Raw genomic sequence first — 15,924 nt, forward strand, 5'->3', positions numbered from 1 at the left:
CCCGATGAACGCCCTCCTGCCGCCCGAGCCGGGCATCCGTGTCAGCCTCGCCGAGCTGATCGAGATGCGCCATCGCGTGCGTGAAGTGCAACTGTTTTCCACACCGAGCCAGCGCAGCCCGCTGATCGGCTTGCACCACTCCAAACTGCGCGGGCGCGGGGTGGACTTCGATCAGGTGCGGGTCTATCAGGCCGGCGATGACGTGCGAAGCATCGACTGGCGCGTCACCGCCCGCACCCAGGAACCCCATACCAAGCTGTTCCATGAAGAGCGCGAGCGGCCGATTTTCATCATGGTCGAGCAAAGTCGCCGACTGTTTTTCGGCTCGGGGCTGATGTTCAAATCGGTACTCGCCGCCCAGGCCGCGAGCCTGATTGGCTGGGCCGCACTGGGTCATAACGATCGGGTCGGCGGACTGGTGTTCGGCAACAACGAACACTATGAAATCAAGCCACGACGCAGCAAACAGAGCCTGCTGCAGTTGCTCAACCGTCTGGTGCGGGTCAATCAGTCGCTGCACACGGAAAACGAGCCGGACCGGGACGCCTTCAACATTGCCCTGCGCCGCGCCCGGGAAGTCCTGCGCCCCGGCAGCCTGGTGATCATAATCTGCGACGAACGCACCCTGACCGAGGGCGCCGAACAACAGCTGAGCCTGTTGTCGCGGCATTGCGATCTATTGCTGCTGCCGGTATCTGACCCTCTCGATCACGCCCTGCCCGCCGCCGGACTTTTACGTTTCGCCGAACGCGGTGCGCAACTGGAACTCGACACCCTGAATTTCGAGCTGCGCCAGACCTATCGCGCACAGGCCGAAGCACGCATCGCTCGCTGGGAATTGCTGGCGCAGAAGCTGCGGGTATTGCTGATGCCCCTGAGCACCCAGAGTGAGATGGTCGAGCAACTGCGCGAATACCTGAACCCACAGAAACCGGGGAAAGGCCGATGAGCAGCCTCGATCAACTGCAACCGCTGATCTCCCCACCGCCGATCGAATTCTGGCCACCGGCACCGGGCTGGTGGCTGTTGCTGGTGTTACTGCCGCTGATCGGTTTCGGTCTGTGGAAGGCAAGGCGCTTCCTTGCGAACAAGCACCCGATCGTGCGCGTCGAGCAACCGCTGGACCCGGTGCGGCTCGCCGCGCTGGCCGAACTGGCGCGGATGCCCAAACCCTACGACGGCGCTCCGGCCGGTGCCTGGCTGCAGCAACTCAACGGTTTGCTCAAACGCCTGTGCCGCAACCACTACCCCTATAGCCAGAGTCATACCCTCAACGGGCGCAAATGGCTGGCATTCCTCGACAATCGCTGCCCGGCCGCCGGCCTGACCCGCTGGATGGTACTGGTCGAAGGCGCCTACAAACCCGAATGCAAACTCGACGACAAGGCCATTGCCGGCCTGACTCAAGCGGTCGACACCTGGATTCGTAAACATGTTTGAGTTCGCCTGGCCGTGGATCTTTGCCCTGCTGCCGCTGCCCTGGCTGATGCGCATCGTGCTGCCTGTGGCCGACAGCGGCGAACCGGCGCTCAAAGTCAGCTTCCTCGGCGACCTCGAAGGTCTGGTCCGTCGCCGCGCCCGGGCCAACCTGCCGGCCTGGCGCCAACAGGCACCGTTCATTCTGCTGTGGCTGTTGTTACTGATCGCCGCGGCGCGCCCGCAATGGCTTGGCGAACCGCTGCCCATCGCCGCCAGCGGTCGCGATCTGCTGGTAGCGGTCGACGTGTCTGGCTCGATGGATTATCCCGACATGCAGTGGCAGGACGAAGAAGTCAGTCGACTCACACTGGTTCAGCATTTGCTCGGTGACTTCCTTGAAAGTCGCGATGGCGACCGCGTCGGCCTGATCCTGTTCGGCAGCCAGGCGTATCTGCAAGCACCGCTGACGTTCGACCGGCACACGGTGCGCGTGTGGCTCGACGAAGCGCGGATCGGCATCGCCGGCAAGAACACTGCCATCGGCGATGCCATCGGCCTGGCCCTCAAACGCCTGCGCCAACGCCCGGCACACAGTCGCGTACTGATTCTGGTCACTGACGGCGCCAACAACGGTGGCCAAATCGACCCGCTCACGGCGGCGCGGCTGGCGGCGAGCGAAGGCGTGAAAATCTACCCGATCGGTATCGGCGCCGATCCGGAGGAAAGTGGCACCTTGGGTTTCCTGGGGGTCAACCCGAGCCTCGACCTTGATGAACCCTCCTTGATCGCGATCGCCGAAGCCACGGGCGGCCAGTATTTCCGCGCCCACGATGACAAGGAGCTGCAAGCGATCAAGGACACCCTCGACAAACTGGAACCGGTGACCCAGCAACCGACTCAGGCCCGCCCGGCGCAGGCGTTGTACCACTGGCCTTTGGCGATAGCGTTGCTGTTGAGCATGCTGTTGGTGGTTCGCGAGCGCTGGCCGGACAACCCGTTGCGGCGACTGTTTACCAAGGATCTGTTTTTGCAATCGCAACTGCCCGACTGGCGCCAGCGGCTTAAACGCCTGCGCCTGCGGAGACGCCGATGAGTGCACTCTGGCCGTACGTGTTCCGCCCCTGGTGGTTGCTGTTGTTGCCATTGCTCGGCTGGTTGCTCTGGCAACTCTGGCATCGGCAAAAGCGCGCCGGGCGCTGGCAGATGATTCTGCCACCGGCCTTCCATGCGGCGTTGCTCAGTGGTGGCAACGGTCGCGACAGCAAATTGCCGTGGGTCATCCTTGGCTGTGCCTGGGTGCTGACCGTTCTGGCGCTGCTCGGGCCGAGCTGGGAACGTGTCGAGCAAGCCAGCCAGAAACCCGCCGACCCGCTGGTCGTGATCCTTGAGCTGACCCCGGAAATGCTCGCCACCGACGTACCACCCAACCGGCTGGAACAGGCCCGACGCAAGCTGTTCGACCTGCTGGAGAACCGCAGCGATGCCCAGACCGCGATCGTCGTCTACGCCGGTAGCGCTCACACGCTGGTGCCACTGTCGGATGACCTGTCGACCAGCCGCAATCTATTGGATGCCCTCAAACCTTCGCTGATGCCCCAAGTGGGGCATCGCGCCGATCTGGCGGTGACCAAGGCCCTTGCCTTGCTTGATCAGGGCGCCCTCGGTGACGGGCGGATCCTGCTGATCGGGTCGACCTTGACCGAACTGGAACGCCAGGGGATTCAGCAGGCGCTGGATGGCAAGTCGACACAGTTTCTGATGCTCGGTATCGGCACTGCCGAAGGCGCGCCGATCACTCAGGAGGACGGCAGTTTTCTGAAGGACGACCAGGGCGCGATTCTGGTGCCACATCTGGACGAACCAGGCCTGAAAACCTTTGCCAACGACCTGGACGGAAGCTATCGCCACGCACGCCTGGACGACACTGACCTACGCGCACTGGGCTTGCTCGATGGACCCCGCGCGCTGCGCAACGACGGCCAGACCCTGCGCCTCGATACGTGGGCCGATCAGGGTTACTGGCTGTTGTTGCCGTTGCTGCTGCTGGCGGCGTGCGCCGGTCGTCGCGGCTGGCTGTTCTGCTTGCCATTGCTGTTTTTGCTGCCACAACCGAGTTATGCCTTCGACTTCAACGATTTGTGGCTGCGCCCCGATCAACAAGGTTTGCACTTGCTCAAGCAGAAGCGCCCGGCCGAGGCCGCGCAGCATTTCGAAGATCGACAATGGCAAGGTGTGGCGCTCTACGAGGCAGGCGACTACAGCGGCGCCGCCCAGCGGTTCGCCGAAAGCAGCAACGCCCACGCCCACTACAATCGTGGCAACGCCCTGGCCAAAAGCGGTGAGCTGGAAGCCGCGCTGGATGCCTACGAACAGGCGCTGGAGCGTCAACCGGATTTGCGCCCGGCCCTGACCAACAAGGCGCTGGTGGAAAGTCTGCTGAAGCAGAAAAACACTCCACCGCCCGTTGCGCCGGACAAAAACGCCGGTAACGAGACCGAGCCCCCCACGCAAGAACCGCCGCCGGGCGCGGCCACGCAACCGTCGGACAATGGCGAACCGAAAACCGACGGCCAACAAACCACGACGGACTCCGACCAACAGAGCAAAACGCCGTCGAAACCCGGCACCAATGAAGTCCCGGGCAGCGAGCTGGGGAACGAAGACACCACCCGCCCACCGATGCGTCCGGCCAGCGACAGCATCGACGGTGAACAGCGCCAGGCGCTGGAGCAATGGCTGCGCAAGATCCCGGACGATCCGGGGGAATTGCTCAGACGCAAATTCTGGTACGAACAGCAACAACATCAGGATCAGGAAAAAACTCGATGACCCGCTTCACCACTTTCTTGCTCGCTTTGCTGCTTTTCACTTTTCAGGCCCAGGCTGCGGGACTGGTCGCCAGTGTGGATCGCAGTCGCCTGAACAGCGGCGAAACGATTGAACTGACCCTCGAATCCAGCGACGTGACGCAGTTCGGCAAGCCTGATCTGACACCGCTGGAGTCGCTGTTCGAAGTGCGCGGCAGCCGTCAGGTCAACCAGTTGACCACCCTGAACGGCGACAACCGTGCGACCACCCGCTGGATCATCACCCTGCTGCCTCGGCAGAACGGCAGCGTGGTGATTCCGTCCCTGCAACTGGGTGACGTACAGAGCCAGCCGATCACCGTGCAAGTGGTCGAGACCGAAACCCAGGACAGCCCGACTCAACGGGCTCCGGTGTTCATCGACGCCAGCCTCGATCAAAACAGCGTGTACGTACAAGCCCAGGCGATCCTGACCTTGCGCATCTACCATTCGGTGTCGCTGTACGACGACAGCAGCCTGCCTCCTTTGCAAATCCCCGATGTGCGCATCGAGCAACTGGGTGAGGCGCGCACCTACGAGAAAGACATCAATGGCCTGCGCCACGGCGTGATCGAGAAGCGCTACGCGATCTACCCGCAACACAGCGGTGAGCTGATCATTCCGCCACAGATATTCAATGCCGCACTGGTGGAGGCACAACCCGCTCAGGACGCCGCCGCCCAGGCACCGAAATCCGGCAAATTGATGCGGGTCAGCTCCGCCGAGATTCTGCTGACGGTCAAGGCCAAACCCGCCACCTACCCGGCCGACGTGCCATGGCTACCGGCCCGTAGCCTCAGCCTGAGCGAAAGCTGGAATCCGGAACCGGATCATGCGCAGGTGGGTGATTCGTTGACCCGCAGCCTGACGGTAAAGGCTGAAGGCCTGGACAGTTCGCAATTGCCACCGCTGCCCGCCACCGATGGCAACGGCTTGCGGCGCTACCCGGATCAACCGGTGCTGGGCAACCAGAACAGCGAACGCGGACTGATCGGCAGTCGCGAAGACCGTGAAGCGCTCGTCCCGACGCGTAGCGGCGCAATCGAGTTGCCTGCGGTTGAAGTGATCTGGTGGAACACCTTCGAGGACCATCTGGATCACAGCAGCCTGCCGGCCCGAACCCTGCCAGTGGCGAACAATCCGAGCCTGATGGTCGACACCCCGGCCGGCATGCCCCAAGTCTTTACCGCGGCCGACAACGAAGCCCTCTGGTGGTGGAAACTCAGCACCTTAATCCTGGCCTGCACCACCCTGCTGGGCTTCGGCCTCTGGTGGCGCGCCCGCTGGCAACCGGCAATCCTGCGCGCCGCGCAGACCGGCCCGAGCCCGCGCACCGTACTCGACGATCTCAAGCGCGCCTGTCAGGCCAACGACTCCCACGCCACCCGCCAGGCCCTCGACGCTTGGGCCCGGCAACAACCGGAAACCCTGGCCGACATGGCGGCGCGGTTTGTGCCGTTGTCCGACGCCCTCGACGGCTTGAACGGCGCGCTCTACAGCGAAACCGGCCAGCATTGGCAAGGTGAAGACTTGTGGCGGGCGATCAAGGCGATTCCGATTGCCGAGCGGGTTCAGGACCCGGTTGGCGACAGTGGCCTGCCGCCGCTTTATCCGAAGTAACGGTCCCTAGCTGTCGAGATGGAACTCGGCGTCCAGATGAATGGCCTGTAAAAAAGCGCTGTCGTGAGAGACCACGATCAATGCCCCTTGGTACTGATTGAGCATCTGCTCCAGCGCAATTTTACTGGGCAAGTCCAAATGGTTGTCCGGTTCGTCCAGCAACAGCAATTGCGGTGGCCGCTGTGCATACAGCTGCGCAGCCAGGGCTATTTTCAGGCGTTCGCCGCCGCTCAACTGACAGGTCTTGAGCATCGCACGATCCGCATCAATGCCCATCTGCGCCAACCGGGTTCGCGCCTCGGCTTCGGGCAACTCCGGATTACTCTCGTAGAGCCATTGCACCGCGGTGCGTTCGGGGTACTGCAATCCGGCGTGTTGATCCAGCCAGCCAACATGGCAACTGCGGATGAGTTCGCCTTCGCGCACCGGCATTTGGCCGGCGATCACTCGCAGCAAGGTCGACTTGCCGCTGCCGTTCGCGCCCAGGATTGCCATGCGCATAGGCCCCGTCAGCGTCAGATTGACCGGCGCCGCGTAGCCGAACGGGAGAATGACGTCGTTGAGCTGCACAATCAGCTTGCCATTGGGCACTACGCTTTCTGGAGACAACATCATGCGTTGAATGTCCGGCGCGCACCGCGCACGTGCCTCGGCGATACGTTGTTGTTGCTGCTCCCGGGCCACCTGTTGATTGAGGCGCAATTTTCCCTGACTGTTTTCACTGCGCTCTTTCTGGGCGTTGGTGATCAGCTTGGTCTGATTGCCGTCACGGGCCTGACGGTCGCCGCGCGCATTACGCCGTTGCTGACGCTCTATCTGCACGGCCATCTCACGTTGCTCGCGCTTGGCCTGCGCCCGCTCACCTTGCAATGCCGACTGGAACGACTGCTGTTCTTGCTCGCGTGCCGCCGCATACTGACTGTAGTTGCCGCCATAAACCGCCAGCCCCAAGGGTGAAAGCTCAACAATTTCGTTCACGTGCTCCAGAAGGCCCCGGTCGTGGCTGATCAACACCAGGCCGTTGGGCCAGCGAGCGATCTGCTGCGCAAACTTGTGTTGCTGATCAATATCCAGGTGATTGCTGGGCTCATCCAGAATGAGCCAGTCGGCCCTGGACAACCACGCCCCCATCAGCGCCACCCGTTGCCGTTCGCCACCACTGAGTGCGTCGGTGCGCGCGTTGGCATTCAAATGACCCAGGCCGATCTGCTGCAGTTCCGCCTCAAGGCGGGTGGCGCAATCCCATTGATCGACCGCCAGCGAATGGTCGTCATCGTCGACGCTGCCCTGAGCAATGCGATCCAGTGCCGCCAGAATAGGGGCGACCCCGGCCAGTGCGGCAACGCTGGGATAGCGCTCGGGTTCCAGTAACTGTGCCACGGCATAAACCCGCCCTTCTCGACGGACGATGCCACTGGTGGGCAGTTGTTCCCCCGTCAGGAGCCGACCAAGCAAGGACTTGCCACAGCCATTGGCGCCCACGATGCCGGTGGCCCTGGTACTGAAGGTGTGGTTCAAGTGATCGAACAGAACGCGCCCGTCGGGCAGGTTGAACGACACTTGATCGAGTTGAAGTAACCGTTGGGTCATGACGCCTCCTTAAACATTAAAACTCCCTGATGCTGCGCAACAGCGTTCGACTGCCCTCCACCATACTGAAGCTGCACCACCCAATCGACAGGCAATCTTTCAAGGCTTTCAGCATCCCCGGTCTTTTGCCAGTAAACTCCCTCCCCTTTAGCCGCCATCATTTTCCTCGCGGCCATCACCTTATTTCCTACGGAGTTCACCTTGCGTCTGTTTCACACCTCCGACTGGCACCTCGGGCAAAATCTGCATGGCCAGGAACGCGATTTCGAACACGCCTGCTTCCTCGAATGGCTGCTGCGCCAGCTGAAGCTGGACCAGCCAGACGTGCTGCTGATCGCCGGCGATATCTTCGACACGGTCAATCCGCCGGTCAAAGCCCAGGAGCGTCTCTACGATTTCATCGTCAGCGCTCATGAACAACAGCCAAAGCTGACCATTGTGATGATCGCCGGCAACCACGATTCCGGCTCGCGCATTGAACTGCCCGCGCCGTTGATGCGGCGTTTGCGCACGCATGCGCTGGGTCGTGTGCTGTGGCTGGATGACGGTCAACTCGACGCCGAACGCCTGTTGCTGCCATTACCGGATGCCAAGGGCAAAACCGTCGCTTGGTGCCTGGCGCTGCCGTTCCTGCGACCCGCCGAAGTGACCGGCGCGCACTTGGGTGACAACTACCTGCGCGGCATCGGTCAGGTTCACGAATGGCTGATCGAAGCGGCCAATGCCAAGCGCAAACCGGGCCAGGCGCTAATCGCCATCAGCCACGCGCACATGGCCGGCGGTTCGGTCTCGGAAGACTCCGAGCGCAGCCTGATCATCGGTAACGCCGAAGCGCTGCCCGCCAGCCTGTTCGGGCCGAGCATCAGTTACGTCGCCCTCGGTCACTTGCACAAGCCGCAGAAGGTCAATGGTGAAGAGCGCATCCGCTACAGCGGCTCGCCGATTCCGTTGTCGTTCTCCGAGATTGGCTATCAGCACCAGATTCTCGACATCCAACTGAAAGGCGAAACCCTGGTCAGCGTCGAACCCAGACTGATTCCCCGGGCGGTGAATCTGCAACGCATCGGTTCCGCGCCACTGGCGGAAATCCTGCTGCAACTGGCCGACTTGCCGAACATCGACCTGCTGGCCGATATCCAACGCCAGCCGTGGCTGGAAGTTCGGGTGCGCCTCGATGAGCCGCAACCCGACTTGCGTTATCAAGTGGAAACCGCCCTGCAAGGCAAAGCCGTGCGCCTGGTGCGGATCGCCGCTGAATACGCCGGTAACGGCAGCCGCGATGGCGTCGATGACGGCACGACCTTGATCGAACTAGACCAGCTCTCACCTCAGGAACTGTTCAGCCGCGCCTGGCAGGACAACTACGGCAGCGAGGTCGATGAACAAACACTCAAGGACTTCGCCGAGCTGTTGCAAGACGTGCAGATGGAGAGCGAACCAGCATGAAGATCCTCGCGATCCGCTTGAAAAATCTAGCCTCACTGGCCGGGCCCTTTGAAATCGACTTTACCGCTGAGCCGTTGGCCAGCGCCGGTCTGTTCGCGATCACCGGGCCGACCGGCGCCGGCAAAAGCACCTTGCTCGACGCCTTGTGCCTGGCGTTGTTCGGTGCTGTGCCTCGGCTGAGCAATGCTCAGGTGTCTGCCAAAGCGCCAGACGCCGACGGCGAGATCAGCACTGGCGACCCCCGCACGCTGCTGCGTCGTGGAACGGGCGAAGGTTATGCCGAAGTAGATTTCGTTGGCATCGATGGCCGTCGCTACCGCGCTCGCTGGGAGGCCAATCGCGCCCGCGAGAAGGCCGGCGGCAAGCTGCAAGCCAGCCGTCAGAGTTTGCGTGACATCGATCTGGATCAATTGCTGGCCAGTCAGAAAGTTGAATTCAAAACCCAGCTCGAATCCGTACTGGGCCTGAACTTCGAGCAATTCACCCGCGCGGTGCTGTTGGCCCAGAGCGAATTCAGTGCGTTCCTCAAGGCTAACGACAACGAACGGAGCGAACTGCTGGAAAAACTCACCGACACCGCGCTCTATACGCGCCTCGGTCGCCGGGCGTTCGACAAGACCAAAGAGGCTCGCGAAACCCACAAGCTTCTGCAGGATCAAGCCACCGGTGTGACACCGCTGTCGCCAGAAGCACGCGCGGAACTCGATGAACGCTTCAACGAGGCTCAGCAGCAACTCAAGACCCAGCAAGCGCAACTCAGGCAATTGGAACTGCAACACACCTGGCTCAAGGATTTGCGCCAGTTGCAGGACGAACAACAGAGCGCCACCGAGCAGCTGCAATCGGCCCGGCAGCACTGGGAAGGTCTGGCCGGCGAACGTCTGAAGCTGACTCGCCTGGAGCAATTGGCCCCGCAACGGCACCAGTTCGCCCGAAAAACAGAACTCACTGCCCAGCTCACACCGCTGGCCGCGCAGATTCAGCAGCACACCCAACAGCAAACCGAGTTGAACGAGCGCCAGGCGCAACTCGAACACAGCCTGAGTGCTGCGCAGACCGCGCTGGTCGAGTCCCAAAGCCAACACACCATAAGCGCTCCGCTGCTGCGTCAGGCCTTCGAAGCGCAAAGCACCCTCGCCCGTCTGGTCAAAGACGCCAGCCTCAGTGCCGACCTCAAGCAGCAGGCGGAACTGGCCTGCACTCAAGGCCAAAACACGATCCAAGGTTTGCTCGACCAACAGAAACAGGTCGCCGAACGTTTGCAGCGGATTGCCGGGGAGCTTGAGCAAAGCACCCCTCTGGCGCCTTTGAGCGATGCCTGGAACGCCTACCGTGATCGCCTGCAACAGCTGATGCTGATCGGCAATCGCCTGAACAAGGGCCAGGCCGAACTGGCCGCCCTGGAACAGAGCGCCGCTCGCGCTGCCGAGGACCTGTCCACTCAGCGCCAGAGCCTTGAAGTGCTGTACAAGGAGGCTGGCGCCGAACCGGAGGCAGTGGCCGAGCAGATCCGGATTCTCGGTAGTCTGTTGCAAGACAACCGCAAACAGCAGCGAGCCTTTGAAGAGCTGACGCGCCTGTGGGCCAGTCAGCAGGAACTGGACAAGCGCGCGTCCGAACTCCAGCAGCGCCAGCTCACCGCTCAGCAAGAACGAGAACGTCTGACTCAGGACGGAGTGAAGGCCAAGAACGAATTGGTCGTTGCCGAACAGACCCTGAACGTCACCCGCGAACTGCTGGAACGCCAGCGCCTGGCCCGCAGCGCCAGCGTCGAAGAACTGCGCGAGCAGTTGCAGGACGATCAACCGTGCCCGGTCTGCGGCAGCCCCGACCATCCCTATCATCAACCCGAAGCCCTGCTGCAAAGCCTGGGTCGGCATGATGAAAGCGAACAGGCCAACGCACAAAAAGCCGTCGACCTGCTGAAAGAAAAGCTCACTGAACTGCGCGCTGAAGTGGGCGGCGTTATTGCGCAGCAAAAGGAGTTGCTGCAACAGCAAGAACACCTCGCAACCCAGCAGCAGAGCCTGGCACCGAGCCTTGAAGCACATCCGTTATCTGCGCAGCTGTTGACGCAGGATTCGCCTAAACGCGATGCCTGGCTGGTGCAGCAAAACAACCAGTTGAACCAAAGCATCACTCAGGACGAACAACGGCAAACCGCCCTGCTCACCCTGCAACAGGACGCCGCGCGCCTTCAACAGCAACTGCGTAGCGCTGAAGCGGCGAGCCAGCAAGCAGCCCAGCACCTGGCCAACCAGCAACGTGAGTTGAGCAGTGATCGCCAGCGTCTGGACGAAGAGTTGACAGCGTTCAGCACGCTGCTCCCGGCCGATACGCTGCAAGCGCTGCGCAACGAACCGGCCGCGACCTTCATGCAATTGGACCGGCAGATCAGCCAGCGCCTGGAACAACTCGATCAGCAACGCGATGAACTCAGCGAACAGCAACAACGGCAGCAGACGCTGGAGAAAGAACAGGACCGCCAACTCACGCGCATCCAGCAGTTGGAAACGGCCCGACAGCAGTTCACCGCCCTCGCCGACCAGCAACAGGCCTGCCAGCAAAAACTCACGCAATTGCTCGGCGAACACTCCAGCGCCGAGCAGTGGCAGCAGCAATTGGATCAAGCCGTCGAACAGGCGCGCAATGCTGAGGCGACGGCCAATCAGGAACTGCAAACCGTGCGTACGCGGCTGGTGCAGCTGGGCGCCGAACTCAAGGCCCAGCAGGAACGCTCGCAGGCACTGGAAACCGAAGATCGCGAGCTGAGCAGCAAGATCGCCGACTGGCGCGCATTGCATCCGGAACTGGATGACGATGGTCTGGAAGATCTGCTGAGTGTCGACGACCAGCAGGTCAGCGAGCTGCGTCAGCAATTGCAGCAAAGCGAAAAAGCCATCGAACAGACCAAGGTCCTGTTGCAGGAACGCGATCAGCGCCTGCTCAATCATCAAACACAGCACAACGGCAATCTAGACGCCGAACAACTGGCGACGGCGCTTGCCGAGCTGCAAAACCTGTTCACCGCCAGCGAGCACCGTTGCGCCGAACTGCGCGCCGAACAGGCCGAGGATCAGCGCCGACAAAACGCCAATCAGGCCCTCGCGCAGCAGATTGCCGACGCCTACACCGAATATCAGCGCTGGGCACGTTTGAATGCTCTGATCGGTTCGGCCACGGGCGACACCTTCCGTAAGATCGCCCAGGCCTACAACCTCGACCTGCTGGTGCATCACGCCAACGTTCAGTTACGGCAACTGGTGCGGCGCTATCGCCTCAAACGTGGCGGCAGCATGCTCGGGTTGTTGGTGATGGACACCGAGATGGGTGATGAACTGCGTTCGGTGCATTCGTTGTCCGGCGGCGAGACGTTCCTGGTGTCGCTGGCCCTCGCGCTTGGTTTGGCGTCCATGGCATCGAGCACGCTGAAAATCGAATCATTGTTCATCGATGAAGGCTTCGGCAGCCTTGATCCGGAATCCCTGCAACTGGCCATGGATGCTCTCGACGGCTTGCAAGCGCAGGGACGAAAAGTCGCGGTGATTTCACACGTGCAGGAAATGCATGAACGGATTCCGGTGCAGATTCAGGTCCGTCGTCAGGGCAACGGCCTGAGTACGCTGGAGGTGAAATGAATACGCTGTATTCCTTCCGCCGCTGCCCCTACGCGATGCGGGCGCGCATGGCCCTGCGCTACTCCGGCGTGGCGGTGAACATTGTCGAGGTCAGCCTGAAGGCCAAACCTGCAGAGATGCTGGCGCTGTCGAGCAAAGGCACGGTACCGGTGCTGAGCGTCGACGGTCAGGTGATCGATGAAAGCCTGGCGATCATGCAGTGGGCGTTGGCGCAGCGCGATCCGCAGGATTGGTTGCTCAAGGATGATCCTGTCGGTCAGCAACTCATCGCCGAGCTGATCGAAGAAAACGATCAGGTGTTCAAGGTGCACCTGAATCGCTACAAGTACGCCGAACGATACCCCGAGCAGCCGATGACGTTTTATCGCGCCGAGGGCGAGGTGTTTTTGCGCAGGCTCGATGAGTTGCTGGAAGGACGCGACTACTTGCTGGCCGAGCATCCGAGTCTGGCGGATGTGGCACTGATGCCGTTCGTGCGGCAGTTCGCCCATGTGGATCGTGAGTGGTTCGGGCAGACGCCCTATCGGCGTTTGCAGGCCTGGTTGCAGCGGTTTCTGGAGTCGGAGCTATTTATGGGGGTGATGGGCACGTAGCCGCGCCGATCCCTGCTACAAGGTGCGCGTCTAGGCGACTCACGCCAACACTTCACACATCTGCAACACCGAGCAATCCACCTGGAACGGCCCGAAGAAATCGTCCTGCCGTTCCATTGGCGGATTGCCGGCCAGCAGCCCCAGGGCCTTCGCGGTTTCAATGTTGCGAGCAAGGTTGTGATTCGCTTCGATAGTCCGTGCCACCGACCCCGCCGAGCCCTGTCCGATCCCCAGCAAGGAAGATCCATTGGTCATGAACGCCAGGAAGGCGATGACCCAAAGTCTGTGCCCTTTCATGCCCCGGCGACTCCTGCGAGTTCAGCCTGATCGACCATCGCGCTTTGCGAACGGTGTTCAAACTGGATGCCGGGATGAGTGACTTGAATCGGCGCATCGAGGGTCTGTTGCGATTGAGGCGAGAGGCTGAAAACCAGCACCATGGCTAAGTAAAGAGCGATAGCCAGGTAGGCGCCGTGTTTGGCAGAAGTGATGATTGCGCTGGCCATGATGTTCTCCGCAGGCATGTTTCGATGCCCGCAGAATCGATCAAAAAAGCGGTGATAACCACTCAGGGTTATCCATAGTGACCATCAGCTTCGTTAATCATTAAACCAAACTATCTCAGTCTTCAATAAAACTCATCATGCGTTCGCGGGCCGCATCCGGCTCATCTGGAACGGGCTGGGCAGCCGAAAGAATGGGGGTGGAATAGAGAAACAGAAGAACCACGGCCAGACGCATTGCCATGCTGTCGATCCTTATCATGAGAAGGAGTCAAAAAATCAGCGTCAAATTTAAACTTATGGCCATGTGATATCAAGCACTACATTGATAGCAATATGATGCTGTCGTAAACGCGTTATGCAGGAGCGACATCACTCGGGTTTCTCAAAGCTTTTCAGCTCGATCGGCGCAAGTGACTTCGCTCCTGCATAAAGGGTGCAGGGTTCACATTTCAGGCTTGGGTCTTGTGATCCAGAGCCGCGTAGAAGTTGGCGCTCTGTTGCAGGTATTTCTGGGTGTAGCTTTGGGCGTGGGATTTTTTGTCGCTGATTTCAACGTTGGCGCTGGCTGGCAACGCAACGGTGGCAGAGATGGCGGAAGCGGCGATGACGGAGAAGAGATTTAAGTTCATGGCGGTGTTCCTCGGATTCAGTTGGCTTGCTTGCCCGGTGGGGCCGTGAAGCAAACTTAACCTTCGAGGTTGGCGCCTTGAAATCTTTTGTAGCATTAGCAGATATCAGCGTCATTAATAGAAGGATGCAGGCCCCATCAACCGGGGCCTGCGGCCTATTGACGCACCAGAAACTTGAGGTCGCTCGGGGCATCCATCGGCAGTTTTTGCACGGTTTGACCCAGCAGGCCTGTCTTTGAATCGCGCTCGACGACGACAATCTGGTTGCTTTTCTGATTGGCGATCAACAAGAACCTGCCACTCGGATCGAGGCTGAACTCACGCGGGTGATCACCTTCTACGGAACGGCGCTGCAGCTCCTTGAGGTGCCCGGTCGCAGGATTGATGGCGAACACCAGCAACTGATTGGCGGTGCCACGGTTGCTGACATAGAGGAACTTGCCATCACTCGACGCGTGAAGCGCAGCGGCTGCCTTGTCCGAAGCGGGTTGCCCCGTCGCCAACTCGACCATTTGCGTTTGCTTGAGTTGGCCGTCCTTGTAATCGAACACCGCGACCTGCGCACTCATTTCCATGGTCAGCCACGCGTGCTTGCCATCGGCGCTGAACAGCAGATGACGCGGCCCGCTGCCGGGTGGCAAATGGACAGACGCCGGCGAAGCGGCGATCAAGGGCAGTTCCGGGTTGGCCTTGGGGTCGAAGCGGTAGGCAAAGATCTTGTCGGCGCCCAAGTCATTGGAGAACACATACTTGCCGTCCGGCGAGGAAACCGTTGAATGCACGTGCGCCGACATCTGCCGCTCGGGATTGACCCGGCTTGATGGATGGCTGCTCATCTGCACCACCGGTTTGAGCTTGCCATCGGCGCCTACCGGCAGCACCGCCAGGGTGCCACCCGGATCTTCAGACACCGAATAGTTGCTGACAAACAGGTGACCGGCTTCATAGCCGAGACTCGAATGCGTCGGCTCGTTGCCCAGGCTTTGCACCTGATTGATCAGGCTCAATTCATGGGTTTCGGGATCGATCGCATAACTGCTGACACGCCCTACCGGATCAGTCTGTCCCGGGCCGTTTTCGTTGACCACGAACAGCTGACGCTGGTCCTTGGACAGGGTCAGCCAGGATGGATTTTCGCTCTTGACCACTTGCAGCGGCTTGGCATCAATCTGCCCGGTAGCGCTGTCGAAGTTCAGGCGATAAATCCCCTGGCTCTGACCGGCTGTGTAGGAGCCGACCAGCAACTGATAGTCGTCGGCCGACGCAACCTGAAAACCCATCGCGCCGACGCTGCCGGCCATCAACAGTGGCCAGAGCTTACGCATCCTCATTCGCTTCTTCCTCGTCGTCATCACCGCGGAACGCGGTCATGCACACCAACCGGTGCTCACCGGAACTGCCGGTAATCAGCCAGCTTTGCAGGGTTGGATCGAAGGTCGCGGCCTGGACTTCGGCCGGGGTGAACTCCCAGTGCCTGGACACACGACCGTCCAGGCATTCGATGTGCAGGTTATCGTCTTCATCGAGGGAGAATTCGAAGGCGTGCAGCCCGTCGATTTCCACCATATCGCAGTGTTCGAGGGTGGCGAGCAAGGTGTCGGTTGCGGCAGTCATGGCAGTCAATCTTTGAATGGGAA

At 60.8% G+C, this 15,924-nt stretch carries 15 protein-coding genes; 8 read left to right on the forward strand and 7 right to left on the reverse strand.

The annotated features are described in order from the left end of the window. Nucleotides 1-4: 4 nt before the first annotated feature. From ACYZUA_RS17895 to ACYZUA_RS17915, 5 genes are read left to right on the forward strand one after another with little or no spacing between them, the layout of a single operon-like run. The gene (locus ACYZUA_RS17895) at nucleotides 5-949 is read left to right on the forward strand and encodes a DUF58 domain-containing protein (RefSeq protein ID WP_046053621.1); all 945 of its coding nucleotides are present in this window, start codon (nucleotides 5-7) and stop codon (nucleotides 947-949) included. Then, nucleotides 946-1,440: a DUF4381 domain-containing protein gene (locus ACYZUA_RS17900; protein ID WP_461959940.1), complete on the forward strand. Its 495-nt coding sequence runs from the start codon at nucleotides 946-948 to the stop codon at nucleotides 1,438-1,440. The genes ACYZUA_RS17895 and ACYZUA_RS17900 overlap by 4 nt, the downstream gene beginning before the upstream one ends. Continuing rightward, on the forward strand, nucleotides 1,433-2,512 hold the full coding sequence (locus ACYZUA_RS17905) for a vWA domain-containing protein (RefSeq protein WP_461959941.1): 1,080 nt from the start codon (nucleotides 1,433-1,435) through the stop codon (nucleotides 2,510-2,512). Before ACYZUA_RS17900 ends, ACYZUA_RS17905 begins: the two co-directional genes overlap by 8 nt. After that, the gene (locus ACYZUA_RS17910) at nucleotides 2,509-4,248 is read left to right on the forward strand and encodes a vWA domain-containing protein (RefSeq protein WP_461959942.1); all 1,740 of its coding nucleotides are present in this window, start codon (nucleotides 2,509-2,511) and stop codon (nucleotides 4,246-4,248) included. Before ACYZUA_RS17905 ends, ACYZUA_RS17910 begins: the two co-directional genes overlap by 4 nt. Further along, nucleotides 4,245-5,885 carry a BatD family protein gene (locus tag ACYZUA_RS17915; protein ID WP_461959943.1) on the forward strand — a complete coding sequence of 547 codons (1,641 nt, stop codon included), beginning with the start codon at nucleotides 4,245-4,247 and terminating at the stop codon, nucleotides 5,883-5,885. The genes ACYZUA_RS17910 and ACYZUA_RS17915 overlap by 4 nt, the downstream gene beginning before the upstream one ends. A gap of 6 nt (nucleotides 5,886-5,891) precedes the next feature. Here the strand turns inward: ACYZUA_RS17915 and ACYZUA_RS17920 are convergent, their stop codons facing one another. Further along, the gene (locus tag ACYZUA_RS17920) at nucleotides 5,892-7,475 is read right to left on the reverse strand and encodes an ABC-F family ATP-binding cassette domain-containing protein (RefSeq protein ID WP_461959944.1); all 1,584 of its coding nucleotides are present in this window, start codon (nucleotides 7,473-7,475) and stop codon (nucleotides 5,892-5,894) included. Between the two features lie 201 nt (nucleotides 7,476-7,676). Between ACYZUA_RS17920 and ACYZUA_RS17925 the strand changes: the two genes are divergently transcribed. Genes ACYZUA_RS17925 through ACYZUA_RS17935 form a run of 3 tightly spaced genes read left to right on the forward strand, consistent with a single transcriptional unit; the run spans nucleotide 7,677 to nucleotide 13,152 of the window. Continuing rightward, a complete protein-coding gene (locus ACYZUA_RS17925) occupies nucleotides 7,677-8,921 on the forward strand; it encodes an exonuclease SbcCD subunit D C-terminal domain-containing protein (RefSeq protein ID WP_461959945.1) in 1,245 nt (414 codons plus the stop codon). Beyond that, on the forward strand, nucleotides 8,918-12,559 hold the full coding sequence (locus ACYZUA_RS17930) for an AAA family ATPase (RefSeq protein ID WP_461959946.1): 3,642 nt from the start codon (nucleotides 8,918-8,920) through the stop codon (nucleotides 12,557-12,559). The genes ACYZUA_RS17925 and ACYZUA_RS17930 overlap by 4 nt, the downstream gene beginning before the upstream one ends. Continuing rightward, nucleotides 12,556-13,152: a glutathione S-transferase gene (locus ACYZUA_RS17935; protein WP_461959947.1), complete on the forward strand. Its 597-nt coding sequence runs from the start codon at nucleotides 12,556-12,558 to the stop codon at nucleotides 13,150-13,152. Before ACYZUA_RS17930 ends, ACYZUA_RS17935 begins: the two co-directional genes overlap by 4 nt. 39 nt (nucleotides 13,153-13,191) lie before the next feature. Here the strand turns inward: ACYZUA_RS17935 and ACYZUA_RS17940 are convergent, their stop codons facing one another. From ACYZUA_RS17940 to ACYZUA_RS17965, 6 genes are all read right to left on the reverse strand, one after another. After that, nucleotides 13,192-13,449: a hypothetical protein gene (locus tag ACYZUA_RS17940; protein ID WP_461959948.1), complete on the reverse strand. Its 258-nt coding sequence runs from the start codon at nucleotides 13,447-13,449 to the stop codon at nucleotides 13,192-13,194. Continuing rightward, nucleotides 13,446-13,658, reverse strand: coding sequence for a hypothetical protein (locus ACYZUA_RS17945; RefSeq protein WP_461959949.1), 213 nt, complete (start codon nucleotides 13,656-13,658; stop codon nucleotides 13,446-13,448). Before ACYZUA_RS17945 ends, ACYZUA_RS17940 begins: the two co-directional genes overlap by 4 nt. Nucleotides 13,659-13,773: 115 nt before the next feature. Then, nucleotides 13,774-13,899: a hypothetical protein gene (locus ACYZUA_RS17950; protein ID WP_256580464.1), complete on the reverse strand. Its 126-nt coding sequence runs from the start codon at nucleotides 13,897-13,899 to the stop codon at nucleotides 13,774-13,776. A gap of 208 nt (nucleotides 13,900-14,107) precedes the next feature. Further along, nucleotides 14,108-14,287, reverse strand: coding sequence for a hypothetical protein (locus ACYZUA_RS17955; RefSeq protein ID WP_461959950.1), 180 nt, complete (start codon nucleotides 14,285-14,287; stop codon nucleotides 14,108-14,110). Nucleotides 14,288-14,442: 155 nt separating this feature from the next. Then, nucleotides 14,443-15,612 (reverse strand): lactonase family protein, encoded by a 1,170-nt coding sequence (locus ACYZUA_RS17960; RefSeq protein WP_461964032.1) that lies wholly within the window; start codon nucleotides 15,610-15,612, stop codon nucleotides 14,443-14,445. Beyond that, complete coding sequence (locus ACYZUA_RS17965; protein ID WP_461959951.1) at nucleotides 15,605-15,901, reverse strand: DUF5629 family protein; 297 nt, start codon at nucleotides 15,899-15,901, stop codon at nucleotides 15,605-15,607. The genes ACYZUA_RS17960 and ACYZUA_RS17965 overlap by 8 nt, the downstream gene beginning before the upstream one ends. Nucleotides 15,902-15,924: the final 23 nt, after the last annotated feature.

The sequence above is a fragment of the Pseudomonas sp. LS2P72 genome (assembly GCF_054897865.1).